16 protein-coding genes are annotated in these 18,175 nt (G+C 57.2%); 9 read left to right on the top strand and 7 right to left on the bottom strand.

Translation table 11 applies throughout. The features are described from left to right. Positions 1-4: 4 nt before the first annotated feature. A complete protein-coding gene (locus JWR14_RS30670) occupies positions 5-511 on the bottom strand; it encodes a MarR family winged helix-turn-helix transcriptional regulator (protein WP_299716916.1) in 507 nt (168 codons plus the stop codon). Between the two features lie 382 nt (positions 512-893). On the opposite strand from JWR14_RS30670, the gene JWR14_RS30665 reads away from it, so the two are divergent. Beyond that, a complete protein-coding gene (locus tag JWR14_RS30665; protein WP_299716914.1) occupies positions 894-2,219 on the top strand; it encodes an MFS transporter in 1,326 nt (441 codons plus the stop codon). A gap of 310 nt (positions 2,220-2,529) precedes the next feature. Further along, complete coding sequence (locus JWR14_RS30660) at positions 2,530-3,171, top strand: helix-turn-helix domain-containing protein (protein ID WP_299716912.1); 642 nt, start codon at positions 2,530-2,532, stop codon at positions 3,169-3,171. 378 nt (positions 3,172-3,549) lie between these two features. On the opposite strand, the gene JWR14_RS30655 is transcribed toward JWR14_RS30660, so the two are convergent. After that, on the bottom strand, positions 3,550-4,170 hold the full coding sequence (locus JWR14_RS30655) for a cysteine hydrolase (protein WP_299716910.1): 621 nt from the start codon (positions 4,168-4,170) through the stop codon (positions 3,550-3,552). Between the two features lie 914 nt (positions 4,171-5,084). On the opposite strand from JWR14_RS30655, the gene JWR14_RS30650 reads away from it, so the two are divergent. Then, the gene (locus tag JWR14_RS30650) at positions 5,085-6,773 is read left to right on the top strand and encodes an FAD-dependent oxidoreductase (protein WP_299716918.1); all 1,689 of its coding nucleotides are present in this window, start codon (positions 5,085-5,087) and stop codon (positions 6,771-6,773) included. A 75-nt stretch (positions 6,774-6,848) separates the two neighbouring features. On the opposite strand, the gene JWR14_RS30645 is transcribed toward JWR14_RS30650, so the two are convergent. After that, complete coding sequence (locus JWR14_RS30645; RefSeq protein WP_299716908.1) at positions 6,849-8,420, bottom strand: MFS transporter; 1,572 nt, start codon at positions 8,418-8,420, stop codon at positions 6,849-6,851. A gap of 97 nt (positions 8,421-8,517) precedes the next feature. On the opposite strand from JWR14_RS30645, the gene JWR14_RS30640 reads away from it, so the two are divergent. Further along, positions 8,518-9,540 (top strand): HlyD family secretion protein, encoded by a 1,023-nt coding sequence (locus tag JWR14_RS30640; RefSeq protein ID WP_299716906.1) that lies wholly within the window; start codon positions 8,518-8,520, stop codon positions 9,538-9,540. Continuing rightward, a complete protein-coding gene (locus tag JWR14_RS30635; protein WP_299716904.1) occupies positions 9,537-10,967 on the top strand; it encodes an efflux transporter outer membrane subunit in 1,431 nt (476 codons plus the stop codon). Before JWR14_RS30640 ends, JWR14_RS30635 begins: the two co-directional genes overlap by 4 nt. Before the next feature lie 92 nt (positions 10,968-11,059). Here JWR14_RS30635 and JWR14_RS30630 read toward each other — a convergent pair whose 3' ends face one another. Next, complete coding sequence (locus JWR14_RS30630; RefSeq protein WP_299716902.1) at positions 11,060-11,797, bottom strand: helix-turn-helix domain-containing protein; 738 nt, start codon at positions 11,795-11,797, stop codon at positions 11,060-11,062. Between the two features lie 497 nt (positions 11,798-12,294). Between JWR14_RS30630 and JWR14_RS30625 the strand changes: the two genes are divergently transcribed. Beyond that, complete coding sequence (locus JWR14_RS30625; protein WP_299716900.1) at positions 12,295-13,026, top strand: isochorismatase family cysteine hydrolase; 732 nt, start codon at positions 12,295-12,297, stop codon at positions 13,024-13,026. A gap of 143 nt (positions 13,027-13,169) precedes the next feature. Here the strand turns inward: JWR14_RS30625 and JWR14_RS30620 are convergent, their stop codons facing one another. Next, entirely contained in the window at positions 13,170-14,081 is a 912-nt protein-coding gene (locus JWR14_RS30620) for a LysR family transcriptional regulator (protein WP_299716898.1), read from the bottom strand. Between the two features lie 85 nt (positions 14,082-14,166). Between JWR14_RS30620 and JWR14_RS30615 the strand changes: the two genes are divergently transcribed. Then, positions 14,167-14,961, top strand: a complete 795-nt coding sequence (locus JWR14_RS30615) for an NAD(P)H-dependent oxidoreductase (protein ID WP_299716896.1) — start codon at positions 14,167-14,169, stop codon at positions 14,959-14,961. A gap of 45 nt (positions 14,962-15,006) precedes the next feature. Here the strand turns inward: JWR14_RS30615 and JWR14_RS30610 are convergent, their stop codons facing one another. Then, positions 15,007-15,414, bottom strand: a complete 408-nt coding sequence (locus tag JWR14_RS30610) for a hypothetical protein (protein ID WP_299716894.1) — start codon at positions 15,412-15,414, stop codon at positions 15,007-15,009. Further along, the gene (locus JWR14_RS38660; protein ID WP_366144620.1) at positions 15,312-15,695 is read right to left on the bottom strand and encodes a flavodoxin domain-containing protein; all 384 of its coding nucleotides are present in this window, start codon (positions 15,693-15,695) and stop codon (positions 15,312-15,314) included. The genes JWR14_RS30610 and JWR14_RS38660 overlap by 103 nt, the downstream gene beginning before the upstream one ends. 116 nt (positions 15,696-15,811) lie before the next feature. Here JWR14_RS38660 and JWR14_RS30605 point away from each other — a divergent pair, with 116 nt between their 5' ends. Then, entirely contained in the window at positions 15,812-16,750 is a 939-nt protein-coding gene (locus tag JWR14_RS30605; RefSeq protein ID WP_299716892.1) for a LysR family transcriptional regulator, read from the top strand. A 180-nt stretch (positions 16,751-16,930) separates the two neighbouring features. Then, complete coding sequence (locus JWR14_RS30600; protein ID WP_299716890.1) at positions 16,931-17,929, top strand: zinc-binding dehydrogenase; 999 nt, start codon at positions 16,931-16,933, stop codon at positions 17,927-17,929. Positions 17,930-18,175: the final 246 nt, after the last annotated feature.

The raw sequence follows: 18,175 nt of genomic DNA, 5'->3' as shown, positions 1-18,175 counted from the left end.
GTTGTCAGTCGAAGTGCTTGAGCAACGTGCGGCCGTACTGGTTGTTGCCCTCGACCAGTTGCATCATCATGCGGACGAATTCGACGCGCTCTTGCGGGTCCAGCGGCGCCAGAAACCGGACCTGCGCTTCGCGCATGCTCTCGTACATTTCGTTCATTACGCGTCGCCCCTTGACGCTGATGTTTGCAATCTTCTGGCGTCCGTCAGCGGGGCTGGCCTCGCGCTTGACGAGCCCACGCTCTTCCAGGCGCCGGAGAACGTCGGCCATGGTTGTACGGTCGACGCCAACTTCGGCGCACAGTGACGTCTGGTCGAGCCCGGGACGCTCGCTTAGCGTCGTAAGCAAGCCGTACTGAACTGGAGTAATGGCGAAGTCCTTACAGCTTTCGAAGAACAGCGCGACGTGGATCTGGTTGAGGCGCCGGACTAGAAAGCCCGGACGCTGCCATAAGTGACCGGTCTCGATCGTCGGATTCGAGACGGTAGTTTTCTTGTCCGTAACTGTGCCCATGTTCATCCTTTCCAGTAAGTCCTGTCTGTTGGGTCAAGTGTAACTCGCGCTTGCCTGATGGCAGGAAGCGCCACGTAGGAGGGCGGCAGCTTCGTCGCATTCCGGTTCGTGCAACCCCTGGGCGAACCACTGTTGCTTTTGGTTTTTTTTCCGGATAAAAACTAATCTGTCAGTGCGCTGATGATTTTACCGTCAAGCTGCCAGACTTTCTTCACAGACAGGGTTTTCTCTCAAGTTTAAGAGTTAACTTAACAAGCGTCGCGCAAGGATATCGACCAGCGTGTTCGTCCGTTGTCGAAACGATATTTGTATCGTCAGTATGCTGATTATTTTGGTTCGGCAATTTTGCCAGGCATCAACTTTCACGTGTTTGGAGCCAACAATGAGTACTACACCTGCCAGATCAAATGAGGCGGCCCTGCGGCAGCAGTCGATGTCCTGGAGCGACGTCAAGACGCTAGGTCTCGCCTCGCTGGGCGGCGCGCTCGAATACTACGATTTCATCGTCGCCGTATTCTTCACCAAGTTGCTCGCCACGGTCTTCTTTCCCCCGCACACGCCGGAGTGGCTCGCCCAACTCGAGGTCTTTTGTATCTTCGCCGCGGGCTATCTTGTCCGTCCGATCGGCGGCATCTTTTTCGCTCACTTCGGCGACCGTATCGGGCGCAAGAAAATGTTCGCGCTCAGCTTGTTCCTGATGGCGTTCCCCACGCTGCTGATCGGCCTCCTGCCCAGTTACGCGATGCTCGGCATGATCGCGCCGCTGTTGTTCCTTTTGTGCCGGATACTGCAGGGCCTTTCCGTTGGCGGTGAAGTGCCGGGCGCGTGGATCTTTTGCTCTGAGCACGTCCGGCGTGATCGTGTGGGACTGGCGTGTGGGCTCCTGATGTCAGGGCTGTGCACCGGCATCCTGCTCGGTGCGTTGAGCGCAAAGTACCTGATGGGTAACCTCGACGCGGAGAGCCTGAAGAGCTGGGGCTGGCGGGTGCCGTTTATCGCCGGCGGGATCTTTGGACTGATCTCTGTCTACCTGCGGCGCTATCTGCATGAAACGCCTGTTTTCGAGGCTCTTCGCGCCAAGCGTGCTTCCGATCCGCGTCTGCCTTTGTCCGTGGTGCTCAAGCATCATCGGGGTGCGATTGCGGTATCGTTGCTCGCCACGTGGGTGTTCTCCGGAATCTTTGTGCTGTATTTCCTGTACACGCCGACCTTCCTGCAATCGCAGTTTCACTACGAAGCGAAAGCGGTCTTCACCAACAACTCCTGGTCGATCTTCGGGCTGATCATCGGCAGCACCGCTGCGGGATGGGCAGCGGACAAGATTGGCGGTGGCCGTGCGTATGCGCTGGGCAGCCTTGCCATGCTGGCTGTGACGGGCGCTTTCTACTTCGCACTGAGTTCCGGAAGCAGCGCGGTGTGGCCGCTCTATATTGCGGGTGGATTCCTGATCGGCACCATCACGCTCGGGCCGTACATTATCGTCAAGAGCTTCCCGCCTGAAGTCCGCTTTACGGGCTTTGCGCTGTCTTACAACACGGCCTACGCAATCTTCGGTGGGACTGCGCCGGCAGTTGCTTCGTACCTGGTGGGCCGCCAGGGCCTCGTCATGGCACCCGCCTGGTACATCGCAGCACTTTGCGTGCTCGGTGTTGTCATCGGCCTTACATGGCGCGCGCCGGTGCATGGAGATGTTGGGGCACCACACTGAGCAGCATTTCCATTTAAGTTTCATTGAGAACCAGCAGGCCATAAACAGGCTGAACCGGAAAGCCACGCACTGCGTGTTACGAAGGTCAAAAAGTAGAGACGCTCTTGCCCGGTGCCTCAATGCACGGGGCAGGATCGTGTCTGAGATAGTGCATGGCAACAGTTTTTCCGCAGCGCCACTTGCGGCGCATTGTCATCGCCCCGGCAATCGCCAACCTCGTATCGATCATCTGTGGAATGAAAAAATAGTGTGGATATTTCGATTGTCCCAACGTAGTATCTGGTTTACTTCATAAAATGAAGCCAAGAAAATGAAGAAGCGAACGACAGCAAAAAAACCGCCGCACTGTGCATTTGCCGGACGTGCGTTCGAGCAGGTCGGCGTTCAAACGCACAAGCGTTGTACAACCCGGAATGTAGGAGCCGACATGCGCTGGGATGATATTGGCGATAGTCTTTGTCCAATTGCCCGATCGCTATCCGTAGTGGGCGACCGTTGGACCCTGTTGATCTTGCGGGAACTTGGAATGGGCATGCGCCGGTTCGAAGAGGTTCAGGCCCAGACGGGCATGTCTTCGCACCTGCTTTCGACTCGACTGAAGCGACTCGAAGCGGAAGGCGTGATTGAGTGGCGTCTTTATAGCGTCAGACCGCCGCGTTATGAATACTCCGCAACAAGCAAAGGCAAAGAGCTTGATGCGGTATTACTCGCGCTTCAGGCTTGGGGGCAGAAGTGGGGCGGTTTCGATCCTGAGGCCGAGCCGTCGCTTACCTGGAAGTTGAGGGCGACGGGAGAGGGGATCAGTGCTCTATGGAAGACTCCGGCCGGAGACAGACCTTTCACTTTCGATGAAGCCGATCCGGTGATAAGCGCCGCGTTCCAGGCCGAACGAGAGGCGCGCCGAATTGCATTCCTTGCCCTCCGGCGCGAGCCACGAGGCGTGCGCAAATAAGTACGTGATATCTGGTTTCGGCGCGTCCTGCGTCCAGATCAATGCCGATCGAACGTGGCATGGTCATGCGGTCTGAGTTTTTGGGCGCTCGACGTCTTCTATCTCCCTCTTATTGGAGCTGGAGAGCGGTCGGCACCAGGGGCATAAGTTCATGCCGACAAGCCCTGTAAATTAGCAAATCTTAATATTGCGTAACTCGCCATCTGGCCGCGAAAAGACGCCCCCAGCCTCACTGTCGACTGGAGACAGAGGCGGTATTTGAACTGAGCGCACGGGGCCTCTAACGCCGCGATGCAGTGTCCACCGACGTAATTTAGCTACCCAAAAACAGGTGGGACCCGAGTAAAAGCGGTCCGCATGCTTTGGTGGAGATACATCTCAAGCCACGGGAAGATGTCCTAGAAGCTCCGCCGTCGAATAAATCGCATGGGCGAACATGGGGGCGTTCGTTGCCGCGGCTTGCATGCCCTCGACGCTAAATGCCGCGGTCGCATTCGTCACAAGCGTGACGTGATAACCAAGCTCCATGCCAAAGCGCGCGGTCGATTCAATGCAGCTGTTTGCGATCAATCCGATCAGAATGATTTTCTGGATACCGTGCTGCTTCAATTGTGCGTCGAGGTCGGTATTAGCAAAACCGCTTTGCGCCCAGTGTTCCTTGATGACCACGTCACCTGGCTGCGGCCCGAATTCGGGATTGAATTCACCACCCCACGATCCGACTTCGAAAGCCTTGGTGGGAAGTCCCGCTTTTTGGAACATGTTGATATGTTGCCAGCCGTCGAAGTCGCCATGATGCGAGCGATGGTGAGGCACGATGAACACCTGGATTCCAGCAGATCTCGCAGCCGGAATGATCTTGCGGAGATTGTCGAACATGCCGGACACGTCGGCCGTCGCCTTGATGGCGTTAAACAACTTCCCGCCTTCACTCATAAAGTCGTTATATGGGTCGACGATGAGGAGGCCGGTTCGATCTGCGCTATAGGTTGCAGTCATGAAATTGCCTTTCGTATTCAGTGAGCATTTGGAAGACTGGACAGTCGCACGCGAAGTGAGGCGTGCTGGATTGTTCAGGTCGAAGTGGACCGATCATCCGGTTCAGGAGCGTCGATCAGCCAGTAATGCGGCTCTTTGTCGAGGGTCCGACGCGAATCAAGAGTAGACGCTTTAAAAATGAAAGTCACGATATTTTTGTCTGCCATTGTCTTCAAATCAACGGGGTTACCAACGCGGTAAGGGGGATCTGTTGAGATACCAGTTATGCAAGCGCCTTGTCTGAAATGCGGCCGATGTCAGATATCCCTCATCACTTCTTCGCGTGGACGAGGGCGGGGTTCTTTGACAATGACGGGCATCTGGTGTAACGTTACTTCAAAATGTGAAGGTATAGAAGGAAAATCAAAATTTCTCGCACCGCTTCAGGTCGCTTCAGGTCGCTGCGGGTCGCTGCGGTTGCTCAGCGAGGTAAGCGGATCACCGCATAGGACAGCACCATCAACTTAAGCCGAATTGTTGCTCACCACCGAAACGCCTCAGTGATTTAATGGCACCCTGAAGATGGCGAAACCGGTATGAAAGCGCGCTATCAATAACCTTTGAACATAGGACAGGGTTAGGCCGATGGCGAGCACTGTAATCATCCTATGTCTCACCCAACGGTCACTGACAGGGGATCGATCACACTTTTTTGTGACGCTTTGAATTCAGGTCCATACATGGTGCCTCGCCGATTGCCACGCCGCCGCGCTTGCAGTGCACTTGCAACCTCGCTTACTCGATGGGACCTCTGACCAATGACTGAACTAACTGAAACACACAAGACGCAAGCGGGCGATGGCACGCTGCCGTTGCATGACGTACTCAATGTTGTTTCAAGCGGTGTCGCAACTACCCTTCAAAACGAGAGCGTCATGACAGGAGACGCTCCGTTCTCGGCGCTCGACGACCGCTATCATCAAACCCATCCCATACTCAGCGACAGAGAAATCGAGCGGATGAGGCCGTTCGGCACAATGCAAACGTACCGCTCCGGCGAACGGTTGCTCGAATCCGGCGTGCCTGTGCCTGGCATGTTCGTTTTGCTTGACGGCCGGATCAGCATTACACGACGCGACGGTCTCGGACGCGTGAGCGAGGTGCTCGAACAACTACCCAGACGCTTCGTTGCGGAGATCGGTCAACTGTCGGGAAGGCCGTCACTCGTCGACGGCCACGCAGTAGGCGACGTGACGGTCATCCTGATCCCGCCCGAGCGTTTGCGCGCGCTGCTCGTTGCTGAAGCTGAGTTGGGAGAACGGATCATGCGTTCTTTGATTCTCCGGCGGGTCAGGTTGATCGAGCGTGGAACCGGACCCATACTGCTCGGCAAATCCGACGACGGGCGCTTGATATTGCTGCAAGGATTCTTGAGCCGAAACGGCCACCCGCATACGGTGATCGATACCGACACGGACCCCGATGCGATCCAGTTGCTCGAGCGCATGTCCAGATCAGATGCTGATCTACCGCTGGTCATTTGCTCGGATGGCACAGTGCTGCGTGCCCCGGACGAAAACCAGCTTGCGTCGCAACTCGGTTGGTTGCCTGAATTCGATCGCGAGCATATCTATGATGTCGCAATCGTAGGCGCGGGACCGGCTGGATTGGCTACAGCCGTCTACGCAGCGTCCGAAGGTTTGTCGGTCGCCGTGTTCGATAGCCGGGCACCGGGCGGGCAAGCTGGGGCGAGCTCTCGCATAGAAAACTATCTAGGCTTTCCGACTGGCATTTCCGGACAAGCACTCGCGGGTCGCGCATTCGTGCAAGCTCAAAAATTTGGAGCTCACATTGCGATTCCTTTGCAGATCAAGGCGCTTCATTGCGATTGTTTTCCCGTCGAGATTGAACTGACGGATGGTCGTCGCATTGCTTCGCATACGGTCGTGATTGCTACGGGTGCCGCTTATCGCAAGCCGGCGATTGCAGGATTGGAAAAATTTGAAGGACATGGCACCTACTATTGGGCGTCCCCTGTAGAAGCCAGACTGTGCAAAGGAGTCGAGGTTGCGCTTGTGGGCGGCGGGAATTCGGCCGGACAGGCGATCGTTTATCTGGCGTCGCATGCATCCCATGTTCACGTGCTGATCCGTGCTCAGGGACTGGAAGCAAGCATGTCGCGGTATCTGATCGACCGTATCGCTGCGTTACCCAATGTCACGCTTCATCGCAAGACTTCGATCGAGTCTATGGAGGGGGAAGGAGACGCACTGGCCGCGTTGAATTGCACTACACCAGAGGGTCCGCTGAGATTGCATGTCAGGCATCTCTTTCTGTTCACAGGCGCCAATCCGAATACAAGCTGGCTGCAAGGATGCAGCGTAGACACCGACCAGGGTGGCTTCGTGTTGACCGGCAATGCGGTGAGCGGCAGCACGATCTACGGAACAACAACGCTTGAAACTAGTGTGCCGGGTGTGTTTGCCATTGGAGATGTCCGGTCAGCTTCGACGAAACGAGTGGCGGCAGCCGTGGGTGAAGGCGCTGCCGTGGTGTCGCAGATCCACGGCGTGCTGGCCGCACGTCAGAAGTTGACGATGCGGTCTAACGCGGCACCGGCTTGAGGCACGGGGAGGCGTGGCCGGATCTGGCTACGAACCACATAGATAACGCCGACCCGGCTCCTCAATGCGCTTCAATCAAATCTTCGCCGGTGGTTTGCGGAGAACCAACGCAATCAAAACCCCCGCAATACCCGCTGTGGCGGCGATCCGATAGTTGTCCGCGAGGGCGAGCGTGGTCGCCTGAACGCGAACGGCACGATCGATCAAAGCGTACGTTGCAAGCGGCACGGAAAGCACACTGGTCTGCCCTGCTGAAAAGATCCCGGCTTGGGAGATTATCCGTTCAACTGATTGTGCATCGAAATTGTTAAGGTGCATGCCAAGGTCGTTCGAATACATGTGCTCTCGAACGCGTTGCGCGAATGCGATGGACGTGGTGCCAAGTTGACCTCCGAAAAGGCGAGTGGTCTGCACCAGCGCTCCGAATGTCAGTGCGTATTCCGGAGAAAGGTGCTTGATCAGGAAGTAGACCGTCGACGTGACAACCATTGTTTGTCCAATTCCCTGAAGTAACTGAGAAGGAATAAAGTTTCCTTCAACCCAGTCGGGTGTGATGTTGGCGCCAAGAAGAAATGCGATCGTAACAATGGCAAAACCCGCGACAATGACTCGGCGAGCGTCAATGTGCAGCAGCAGGAATGCGACAAGAGGCGCGGCAAAGATCTGGGGAACAGCAATCCAGCGTAGCGTTTCACCAATCTGAAGTGGCCTCAGATTGTGCACGGCACCTAGAAAAATAGGCGGTATGAAACTTGTGTTGAGCAGCGCAAAACGAGTCAGCAACGTGAGTGTTAACAACAGGGCAATATTGGGTTTCAGCAGGTATTCAAGCGCGATTCCAGGCGATTTCGCCAGGAGTTCCCGAACGAGGAACGTCGCCAGCAGTACCGCTCCGGCATAGAGTATTCCGGTCACAAAACCTGACTGAAACCAGAATAGCCGCTCTCCCTGGTCCAGCCCGACGAGCAAGCAGACGAACCCGCTCGCTCCCAACAGCATCCCTGCATGGTCCCCTCGTAACGTTGATGAGGGATAGGGTTCCTTAGGAATGGACAACGCCACGAAAGCAACGAACGGCAGTGTCAGCGCGGCATTCTGCCAATAGAACCAGTGCCATGTGAGATGTTCGCTGTACCAGCCTTCCAGTGTTGCCGAAACATTCAGCGACATCTCGATGTTCATCGCATAGGCGGCGATTCCGAAGGGCAGCCACTTGGGAGGCAGCGTTCTCGCGATTACCCCGATTGCCACGGGAACGAACACACCCGATGAAAGTCCGGAAACCACCTGAATAAAGATCAGCGTGGCAAAGTTGGGCGAAAAAGGCAGTGCGAGTTGCGATATGAAAAATATCGCTGCACCGTAGATAAGCAATCGTCTAACACCCGTCACAAATGCGGCCCACACCGCGATGGGGCCGATAAACATCTGGCCGGCGTTGAACGCGGTATTGATCCAGGCACCCTGGTCGAAGCTGATGCCCAGCGCACCGCGCAAGTCCGCTAACCCTAAGGACGTCAGGCGCGACGTGAAGGTCGAAATGATGGTGCCAAGCAATACTGCTCCTATCGCCGCATACGGACGCAGGCTTTCTCGCGGAATCGCGGCAGCAATGTGGGGATCGACTCTCTCAGTGTTTGCTTTCATTGCCGATGTAAGTTCTCGCCTGGCCACTTGTGACTTCAAATATGAAAGCGTAGCATACGCCATGTTTCAAGGTGAGCAAACGAGGAGTTGAAATACCGTGGATGGAACAGGCAGCGAAGTAGCGGCGTCGAACAGGCGCAGGGTCATAGCTATCCTGGGGCTGGTTGCCTTCGCGGTTGCACTGGGTGCAGTGCTTGCTTATGCATACGGGTCAGGCGATCGCGGTACCGACGATGCGTACGTGACCGGTCACGTCCATACCATTGCAGCAAGAGTCAATGGCACAGTCGAGCAGGTGCTGGTGCGGGACAACCAGTTCGTCCACGCTGGAGACAAACTCGTCCGGCTTGATACGCGCGACTTCGATGTGCGCGTCGCGCTGGAAAAATCGAGGGTCGAGGAGACACAGGCAGATCAGGCCAAGGCGCGGGCATTGATCGCGCAGGCAAGGGCTGCGATCGTGGCGGCGGCCGCGGATGCACAACGTGACGATCTCAACTTCGGGCGGGCACAGGAACTTACGCGCGAGACGCCTCGCGGCTTATCGCAGCAGGAATATGACGCAGCCGATGCAACACGCAAATCCGCCGCTGCGCGCGTGCTTCAGGCACAGGCGCAATTGGCTATATCGGAAGCAACATTGGCGTCGTCGGTGGCCACAGAAACCCAGGGCAAAGCCAACCTGCGCGATGCTTCCCTGCAGTTGAACTATACGGATGTTGTATCGCCCGTCGATGGTTACGTGGGTAAGAAGACGGTCGAGACCGGGCAACGTATCGTGCAAGGACAGGCATTGCTTGCCGTCGTTGAAAAGGATGCATGGGTCGTAGCGAATTTTCGCGAGACCCAATTGAAGCATGTTCACGCAGGCGATATCGTGAGCCTTCGCTTCGACGCATTGCCGGACGTTGAGTTGACGGGCCACGTAGAGAGCTTCGCACCTGCCACGGGCGCTCAGTTTGCGCTGCTGCCGCCGGATAACGCTACCGGCAACTTCACCAAGGTCGTACAGCGAGTTCCTGTCAAGATCCTGATTGACGATCTGGATCTTGCAAGCCGGCATATTGCGCTGGGCATGTCGGTGACTGCCAGGTTAGGCGCTCAGGGCAAGGGTCCATGACGCGCTTGAACCTTTGGCTCCTGGGTGCCGTTTACGTGGCGTCGGGATGCACCGTGAGTCCTCAGCCGCTACCCGACCTGGCGCTGAGCGGTCAGCCGTTTCGACACAGCGAAGCAGCGTTGGTGACAGCAGCAGGTCACGTTGCCAAACCCTCCGATACCGCCAGGTTGTCGAATTGGGCCAGTCTTTTCGCGGATCCTCAACTGACCAGCCTGGTCGATTCCGCCTTGAGGGAGAACCTCGAAATCAAGTCGGCGAACGCTCGCATCGCGCAGTCGCGGGCACTGCTCGACGTGGACAAGTCTTACACCCTGCCCACCGTGCGTACGGCTCCGGGCTTCGATCGAAACCGTGTCTCCGAGACCGTGGATGAAGCGCTACCAAAGCGAACGCTGCATAACTGGGCCGTGCCCGTCGATGCCACTTACGAGGTCGATTTATGGGGTCGTTTGAGGGGTGGAGTCGTGTCGGGGCAGGACAAGCTTCTTGCCGTGCAAGCTGATGCCGATGCCGTCACGCTCCGCATTTCGACGGAGGTCGCGAGCGACTATCTGACACTCAGGTTTGTCGATTTCGACCACACCGAATTACTGCGTTCAATCGCGCTTCGACAGACTGCGCTCGACCTGATTAATAGACGGGTGAAGGCGGGTTCTGCTGGTGACCTCGACGCCCTTCGCGCAACAACAGAATTGAAGACGGCATCCGCCGAACTGGAAGAGAGTGACCGGCTTCGGGAAAATCTGGTTGATGCTATCGCGGTACTGACAGGGCGATCGGCTACTGATCTCTCTGTTGCGAACAGGCAGGACGAAGTTGTCCTGCCTTCGGTGCCAGTGGGTTTGCCCTCCGGGCTCCTGGAAAATCGTCCGGACGTATTTGCTGCCCAGCGGCGGCTAGATGTGGCTTCGCTGCAGATTGGCATCGCGAAAACGGCATTCCTGCCATCGCTTACCTTGTCTGCTAGCGGTGGGTTTGCAAGCGACAGCTTACGAACCTTTCTCGACCGGAATAGTTCGATGTGGGGATTGGGCGTCAGTGTTGCCGAGACCTTGTTCGATGGCGGCCGTCGCGAGGCAGCGGTAGATTCAGCTAAGGCGGGATACATGATTGCAGAGGCGGACTACCGCTTGACGACGCTACAGGCATTTCGCCAAGTACAGGATGCGCTTAACGATATTGCGGCCCAACGTCTTCAAGCCGATGACTATGGCGCTGCGTCGAGCGCGTCTTCTCAGGCTGCGGCGCTTTCACGCAGTCGATACAACCACGGCTACGTGAGCTATTTTGAAGTTGTCGATTCCGACCGCAGTGCGCTTGCCATCAAGCGTCAACTGATCCGGAGTCATCAGGCGCAGGCGGTGGCAACGGTTTCGCTGCTACGGGCGCTTGGCGGAGGGTGGAATGGGGTCGGTCCGGGTCTATGACAGGGGACTGTGAGGGGACGAGAATCTTTGTTGCTACGCCGCCCTGGTTTGCAGTGATTGCAGCAGGGCGGCAGAGCAGGAGCCGGCAAGCGTCAGGCTGCTTTCGATGCTTTCTTGATCGGCGACGCTTTCTTTCTTGCAGGCGGGCGCGCAATGGTTAACTCGACTTTTTTGGAGGCGGGTTTAGCTGTCTTGAGACCTGGCTTAGCAGGCGCATCCGCCATTCGTCTTGGCGTTTTTGACGCAGCGTTTGCTGCGGTTTTCTTCGCTAGCGTTGCAGCGCTTTTCGCAGCAGCACTCGACTTTTGCTCCGGCTTGTCGACGCTCTTTCCACGGCTGGCCCTGAAAGCCGCAACCCTTGCTTCCCGTTCCTTCGCGAATGCCTTGCTGATTTTGCTTTCAGTGTCAGCGAAAGAGAATGGCTTTTTGCCGCGAGGGACTTGCCACAGTGCGTCAATAGTCTCGCCCGTCTTTCTATACACCAACGCGACGGCCGGCTCTGCATCCGCTGGCAGTCCGCCCCAGCGCAAAGCCCACGCGCGAATTGCGAGCAGGACGCCGTCCAGCTCTTTGCCCTTCTGGGTTGCGTAGTATTCGAAGCGGTTGGAATGCGAGCTGTACTGCCTACGCTCGATGACCTCATCTTCCTCCAGGCGTTTCAGCCGCATGGAGAGCAGGTTCGAAGACATGCCGGTCTGCGCCTGGATATCTTCGAAACGACGTACGCCCATGCTGATTTCCCGCATGATCAGCAATGTCCATCGATCCCCGAAGACGGACAGTCCGCGTGCAATATCGCAAACACTTTCTGATGTTGCATCCCAACTCATGGCATTTCCCTTCCCGATCATTCGCGCCGTCTACCAGGACCGTCGCGCTATCACTATAGCCTTGAAACGGTCTGTGGTTTCTGAACGCGGCGCTGAGTAGCTGCCTAATTTGAAGGCACCCGAAAAATAGCTGCTATCCATGAATATTATAGCTTATCGTCGATGCGCGCCGGGCATGCTATGGGCGTCCCTGAAGGGTGCCCCATGGGCTGGAATAAACGCCATCGGCATTCATGGCGAGGGCGCGTCGATCCGCATGCAGCCACACGCATCAGTCGCGTCTTGCTTACCCATGAAAGCCAGTTCTTCATAGGATTCAATCACCGCAGTCGCGCCCGTCTCCGGACCGGATGAGCGAACGATCCGCGAGTGGAGACGCGATGGGTCGTGTCAGCGCCCGTACGTGAAACGCGCTAGCGCAGGCGGCATGTAAATCGTTTCTTGACATTGTTTCCTTGTGACTTCAATATTTGAAGTATTGATTGCAGACTCGCGCAGTGATCGTCCCGATCGTTCATGAGTCGACTGCCGTCAGGTTAGAGCTTCACGCAAACTCTCAGGACCTACCCTGGTGTTGCACAACGAATTCAGAGGCCTATATGGCAAATCCGACCTACCCTACGAACGTATCCGCCTTGATTCTCGTCGACGTTCTCAATGACTTCCTATCGCCGGAAGGTAAGATCAATCCGGGAATCAAGGATCAGATCGAGAAGGTCAACCTGATCGAAAACCTCACCCGGTTGATCGCGGGCGCACGTGCCGCCGGCATTCAGATTGTCTATGCGCCGCACGGACTGCATGAGCGCAGCTTCGACAACTTCAAGTACGTGCCGTTGCGGATGCAAAGAGCGATGGAAAACAAGATGTTCTGGGAGGGAGAATTCGGCGCCGATTTTTATGAGCCATTTCGGCCGCAGAGCGGTGACATCGTCATAGGCCGGCACAAGACCTTTGACGCCTTCATGGGTACCGACATGGACGAGCAGCTCAAGAAGCGCGGCATTGAAAAGGTGATCCTGGCCGGACTGACGTCGCAGACATGTGTTGAAGGCACGGGCCGGCACGCGACAGAGGCCGGCTATCACCTGACTTTCCTGAAGGACGCAGTCGCGGAGTTCACCGAAGAAGCTCATAAGGCCGCACTTGAAATCTCTTACCCGACTTTCGGCCACGAAGTCCTGAGCGTTGACGAGTTCCTGGCGGCGGTTCGCAAACCGGGAGAGTGACCGCAGTACCGGGCGCGCCTCGTGCGAACGGGTACGGGAAAGTAGATGAACCGGGGCATCCAGGCACGATGCCCGGTCCGGCGATGCGCTTCGTCCACGGGCAAGCGTAGTGGCGCATGTCTTCTCTGTCTCAGCGCTGAACTTTAAAGTTCAGCATCGCCTCCCACCACTCCGGCAATCTGTTCCCGCAGCCACCGGTGTGAAGGGTCGCGATGTGAGCGTTCGTGCCAGACCATCGCCATGGTGTAACCGGGCACGTCGACCGGCGCGTTAACCCGTTTCAACGTAGGCTTGTCCGCAATGAGTCTCGAGGGGAGCATCGCCACCAGGTCGGTTTCCTCAATGACGGAGATCGCGACTAGAAAGTGCGGCACCGAACAAACCACACGACGCGACAACCCCAAAGCGTCAAGGACAGTATCAGTCACGCCCTGGAAGCCGCCGCCGCTTGGCGATATGATCGCGTGCTCCATGGAACAGAATTGCTTGATGGTAGGCCGCCGATTCAGTCGCGGGTGCCCGATCCGACCAACCAGGACGTAGTGTTCGTCGAAGAGTTTTCGCGCTCTCAGGCCTGCGGGTACGGCATCCATGGTCTGCAGACTCAAATCTATCTCGCCGTCTTCCATACGCTTAGCTATACGTACCGGATTATTCTCCAGGACGGCCAGCCGGGTTCCGGGAGCGCTCGCCCGAAGGCGTCGGAGCGTGGGAATGAGAACAGCCAGCTCCCCGTAGTCTGCCGCCGCCACACGCCACGTATTCGTGGCGGACGCAGGGTCGAACGCTTCGTTCGCCATCACGACACGTTTCACGTTTTCGAGCGCTTCCCGCAGCGGCTCGCGCAGCTCATCGGCTCGCGGAGTGGGCACCATGCCTCTGGGGCCCGGCAGCAACAGGGGGTCATCGAATGCTTCGCGCAACTTGCCCAGTTGAACGCTGACAGAGGGCTGCGACAGATTCAGGCGCGCCGCGGCGCGCGTCACATTGCGTTCGCTAAGCAGCACGTCGAGTGTGACCAGAAGGTTGAGATCGAGTCGATTGAAATTGTGCACGGCTATACCTGATATTTAGAGAATTCATTTCAGTTATACCAGTCTCGCCTATACGCTAGGAAGCACAGTTTCAATCAGGGTATATATGAACGTTCTTATCGTCTACGCACACCCAGAACCGAGCTCGCTTAACGGTTCGCTGCTGGACTTCATTGTCAAGCGTTTCGAAAGCACAGGGCATACGGTGCAGGTATCGGATCTTTACGCCATGAAGTGGAAGCCTACGCTCGACGCCGATGATTTCCTGAATCGCGAACCTGGCGTGCCCTTCGACGCGATGCGCGATTCAAAGCGTGCCTATGAAGCCGGTCAACAGACCGAGGACATCACACGCGAACAGGAGAAGCTTGTCTGGGCCGATGCGGTGGTCATGCAGTTTCCGTTGTACTGGTATTCCATGCCGGCAATCCTGAAGGGCTGGGTCGAGCGCGTCTACGCCTACACGTTTGCGTACGGCATTGGCGAACACTCGGACAAGCACTGGGGTGATCGTTTTGGCGAAGGGAAGATGGCCGGCAAGCGTGCGATGCTGCTCGTGACGGCGGGCGGCTGGAAGTCCCACTACAGTCCGCGCGGAGTGAATGGACCCATGGATGACCTGCTGTTTCCAATCCAGCACGGCATCCTTTACTATCCGGGCTTTGATGTGCTCCCGCCGTTCGTCGCATACAAAATTGGTGCTGGGCGCGTGGACGCCGATCTGTATGCGTCGTTGACCGAGTCATTGGAACAACGAATCGACGAATTCTGGACAACCAAACCTATTGCATTTCGGCCGCAGAACGGCGGCGATTACGACATTCCTGCTTTGACGCTGCGCCCGGAGATCGCACCGGGACAGGTTGGATTCGCCGCCCATCGATCCGAAACGACATCCTGAAGCAGAAACCTGGGGAATGCAGGTTGAGCGCAATGGAGATTGCGCTCAGTCGTCGAACTTTCTCCACTCGTGCGGCCCGGCGACATTTCTTCGACGTGACTCCTTTTCGCTGACGGGCTGAGGAGGAAAGGCTTCCGCGCCCATCATCCAGCGGGTGGTGGTGCGGGCTATCCGGCGGCCAAAACGCTCTGCGGTCAAAAGGTCACCAGAATGCGGCGCGTTGTCTGGGGTGCCGTCGCCAAAGCTCTGTGCGATCAGTCCAAGCCATGCGCCGTTTACGTTGACGTCCGTGTATTGGCTAGCCGAGTAGTTGCCGCCCGGCTGATCGCCGACACCGACCCAGACCATGCTCATCTGGGCCGCAAAAACGGCCATCTGTTCGAGCGCGATAAGCTTGTCGCCTGAGCGCGACGCAGAGTTGGTAAAGCCGGCAGCAATCTTGTCCTTCCACACTTGATCAAGCCAGGAGTGTAGCCGGTTTCCAGAAACAACTTGAACAGTCCATGGGCGGACCCCATGTAGGTAGGCGCACCAAAAACGATGGCGTCGGCTTTAGCCAGACGAGCCATGATGTCGTCGTCTTGCCAGCGTCCATCGGGTTGCAACTGACTGGCTGTGATCTCGATCAGTTCGGCCCTGGCGCCAGGGAAAGTATCGGCGCCTTGCTTGATGTGCTCGGCTACGGTGCGGGTATGTCCGTGACCCGATGAGTAGGCTATGGCGATACTGGTCATTCGTTCTCCCTGCTGTTCACGTTGAAGACGGAGTGTCGTTAAAGCTTCAGGCGGACTTCGAGCGGTTTTGCTCAAGACCTTGGTGATAGGCAGCATAAGGCCGGAGAACCGGTCAGATGAAATTCAACCTTTATGGTGCAGGTATCACCGACATGGATGACAAGAGGCTCGACCTGAATCTGCTCCTGGCCCTCGAAGCGCTGCTTGCCGAGTTGAACGTCACGCGCGCGGCCAGACGACTCAACCTGAGTCAACCCGCGTTGAGCGCACAACTGTCGCGACTTCGAACGATCTTCGGCGACCAGCTCTTGATCCCGACGTCTAGGGGCATGCTCCCCACTGCATTGGCCGCCGATCTCGAGACGCCGTTGCGCCTCGCGCTCGATCAGGCGCGTGCGCTGGTCAGTCGTGCTCATGCATTCGATCCGGCAAGCACAAACATGACTTTCTCGATCTCGGCCAGCGACTACATGCAAGTCGCCATCCTGCTTCCCTTTCTATTGCAGTTGAATTGCAGGGCGCCGGGGCTGCGCGTCATGGTGCGGCTAGGGGATATTCGAGTGGCGGCGGCCGAGCTTGAACGAGGTGACATCGACGTAGCATTTGTGCAGTCCGGCGATGTGGAAGGACGCGACTTGCGAAACATCGATGTACTGAGCGAAAGGTACATTGGCATCGCGCGCAAGAATACGCTCGGGGATGGTGTCATGCCGCTTGACCGGTTCATGGGCGCACGGCACATCATCGTGTCGCCACGCGCAGAGGGCTTCGCCGGACCAACTGACGATGCACTCGCCACCCTTGGTCTCACCCGGCAAGTTGTGTTCGCTGTTTCATCCTTTGTTTTCCTGATCGAGGCGGTATCCGGCTGTGATCTGGTCGCACTCGCGCCAGAGCGGCTGGTAGCGCGCTACGCCGATCGGGTCGACACATTCGAGCCGCCGATTCCGGTTGCGGGTTTCAAGATCGCCATGGTCTGGCATGACCGCACACATGCGCATCCCGCCAGAGCATGGTTTCGGGAACAGATTAAGGCGTTTTGCGCGGAACACTAGCCGGTCCCTTCAAACGGTTTCAGTGTGGCTTCCAAAATGAAAGCTATCCATGGAGCTGATAGGGGGAGAGAGCTTTTTCGATTTCCGTTATCACCCCGTTCGACGTTAAGCTGGACACCCCGCTGGACACCCCGCCGGCCCCCCATTAATGACGAACCTCGACTGAGGAAGGAGCTGCCCTTGGTATCCGCAAAGCAGGTCACCGTGGATTGTTTTGGCGGCCCGGACGTCTTGAAAGTAGTCGATGTAGTCATTCCGACTCCTGGCCCTGGGCAAATTCTCGTTCGCGTCGAGGCGGCAGGCGTTCTTTATGGCGACATCATGCGCCGTACTGACCGGTACTTGACGCCGACGTCCCTGCCTTACGCACCCGGCACCGAAGTGGCCGGAACCGTCGCCGCGTTGGGACCCGGCGTTCCCACGGCTGCCATTGGCGACCGGGTACTGTGCCGAGTCCCCTCGAGTGGGTACTCGCAATACGCGCTGGCCGACGCGGCCTCAGCCATTGCCTTGCCCGATTCCATCGAGTTTGGCGAGGCAACCGGCTTGCTTGCGCAAGGCTTGACGGCTTACCTGTTGACTCACGATGCCGCGAACCTGAACGGAAAGTCGGTGTTTATCGAGGCTGCGTCGGGAGGCGTGGGCACGCAGATGGTCCAGATGGCCCGCGCGCAAGGCGCCGCGTTTATCGTGGGGTCGGCGAGCACGGAGGAGAAACGTGAACTGGGTCGCCGCAACGGCGTGGATGTGATGGTGAGTTCGGTAACCCCGGGATGGTCGCACGAGGTATTCGAGGCAACCGGCGCCCGGGGTCTCGATGTCGCTTACGAGGCTTCCGGCGCGATGTTTGTCGAGTTGCTCAAATGCCTGGCGCCGTTTGGCACACTCGTCAAGTTCGGGCGCGGGGTCAATGAAAACCAGACGCTGGATCCCTCTCATCTGCTTGGTAAGAACCAGTCGCTGCGCGGCTTTTATCTTCCTGGCTACTTCGACGCGGCCCATCTGCCGTTGATCAATGCGGCGAGCCAGGCGCTAGTCAATGCGGTGCTCCGTGGTGAATTGAAAGTTCACGTGCGGCACCGCTTTACGCTCGATGAGGCGGCGCTTGCGCACCACGCAATCGAAGGGCGGCCAACCACGGGAAAAGTTGTCCTGGAGCCATGGAGAGTGGCGGGCTAATGTCGGTAACGGCGACGCGCTATCTCGGCACCATCCATGATTTCGTCTGCCTCGATGATCTGGCGCATACGCCTCCCTCGCGAGCCGCATTGATGCAGGCGTGTTCGACGGTGCGCGACAAGCTTCTTTCAAAACCAGATTAAGAAGGGTTCCGACTGACTCGCAATTGCAGAAGGGTCAAGATCACCTTGGTCAATAAAACTTCAATTATTGAAGCAATAGTCGATAGTTACACAACGTTGCGCG

The organism is Caballeronia sp. (genome assembly GCF_028292365.1).
Lineage (GTDB): Bacteria > Pseudomonadota > Gammaproteobacteria > Burkholderiales > Burkholderiaceae > Caballeronia.
Note: the sequence above shows the minus strand (reverse complement) of the source record. Positions and strands in the feature narration are given on the sequence as shown.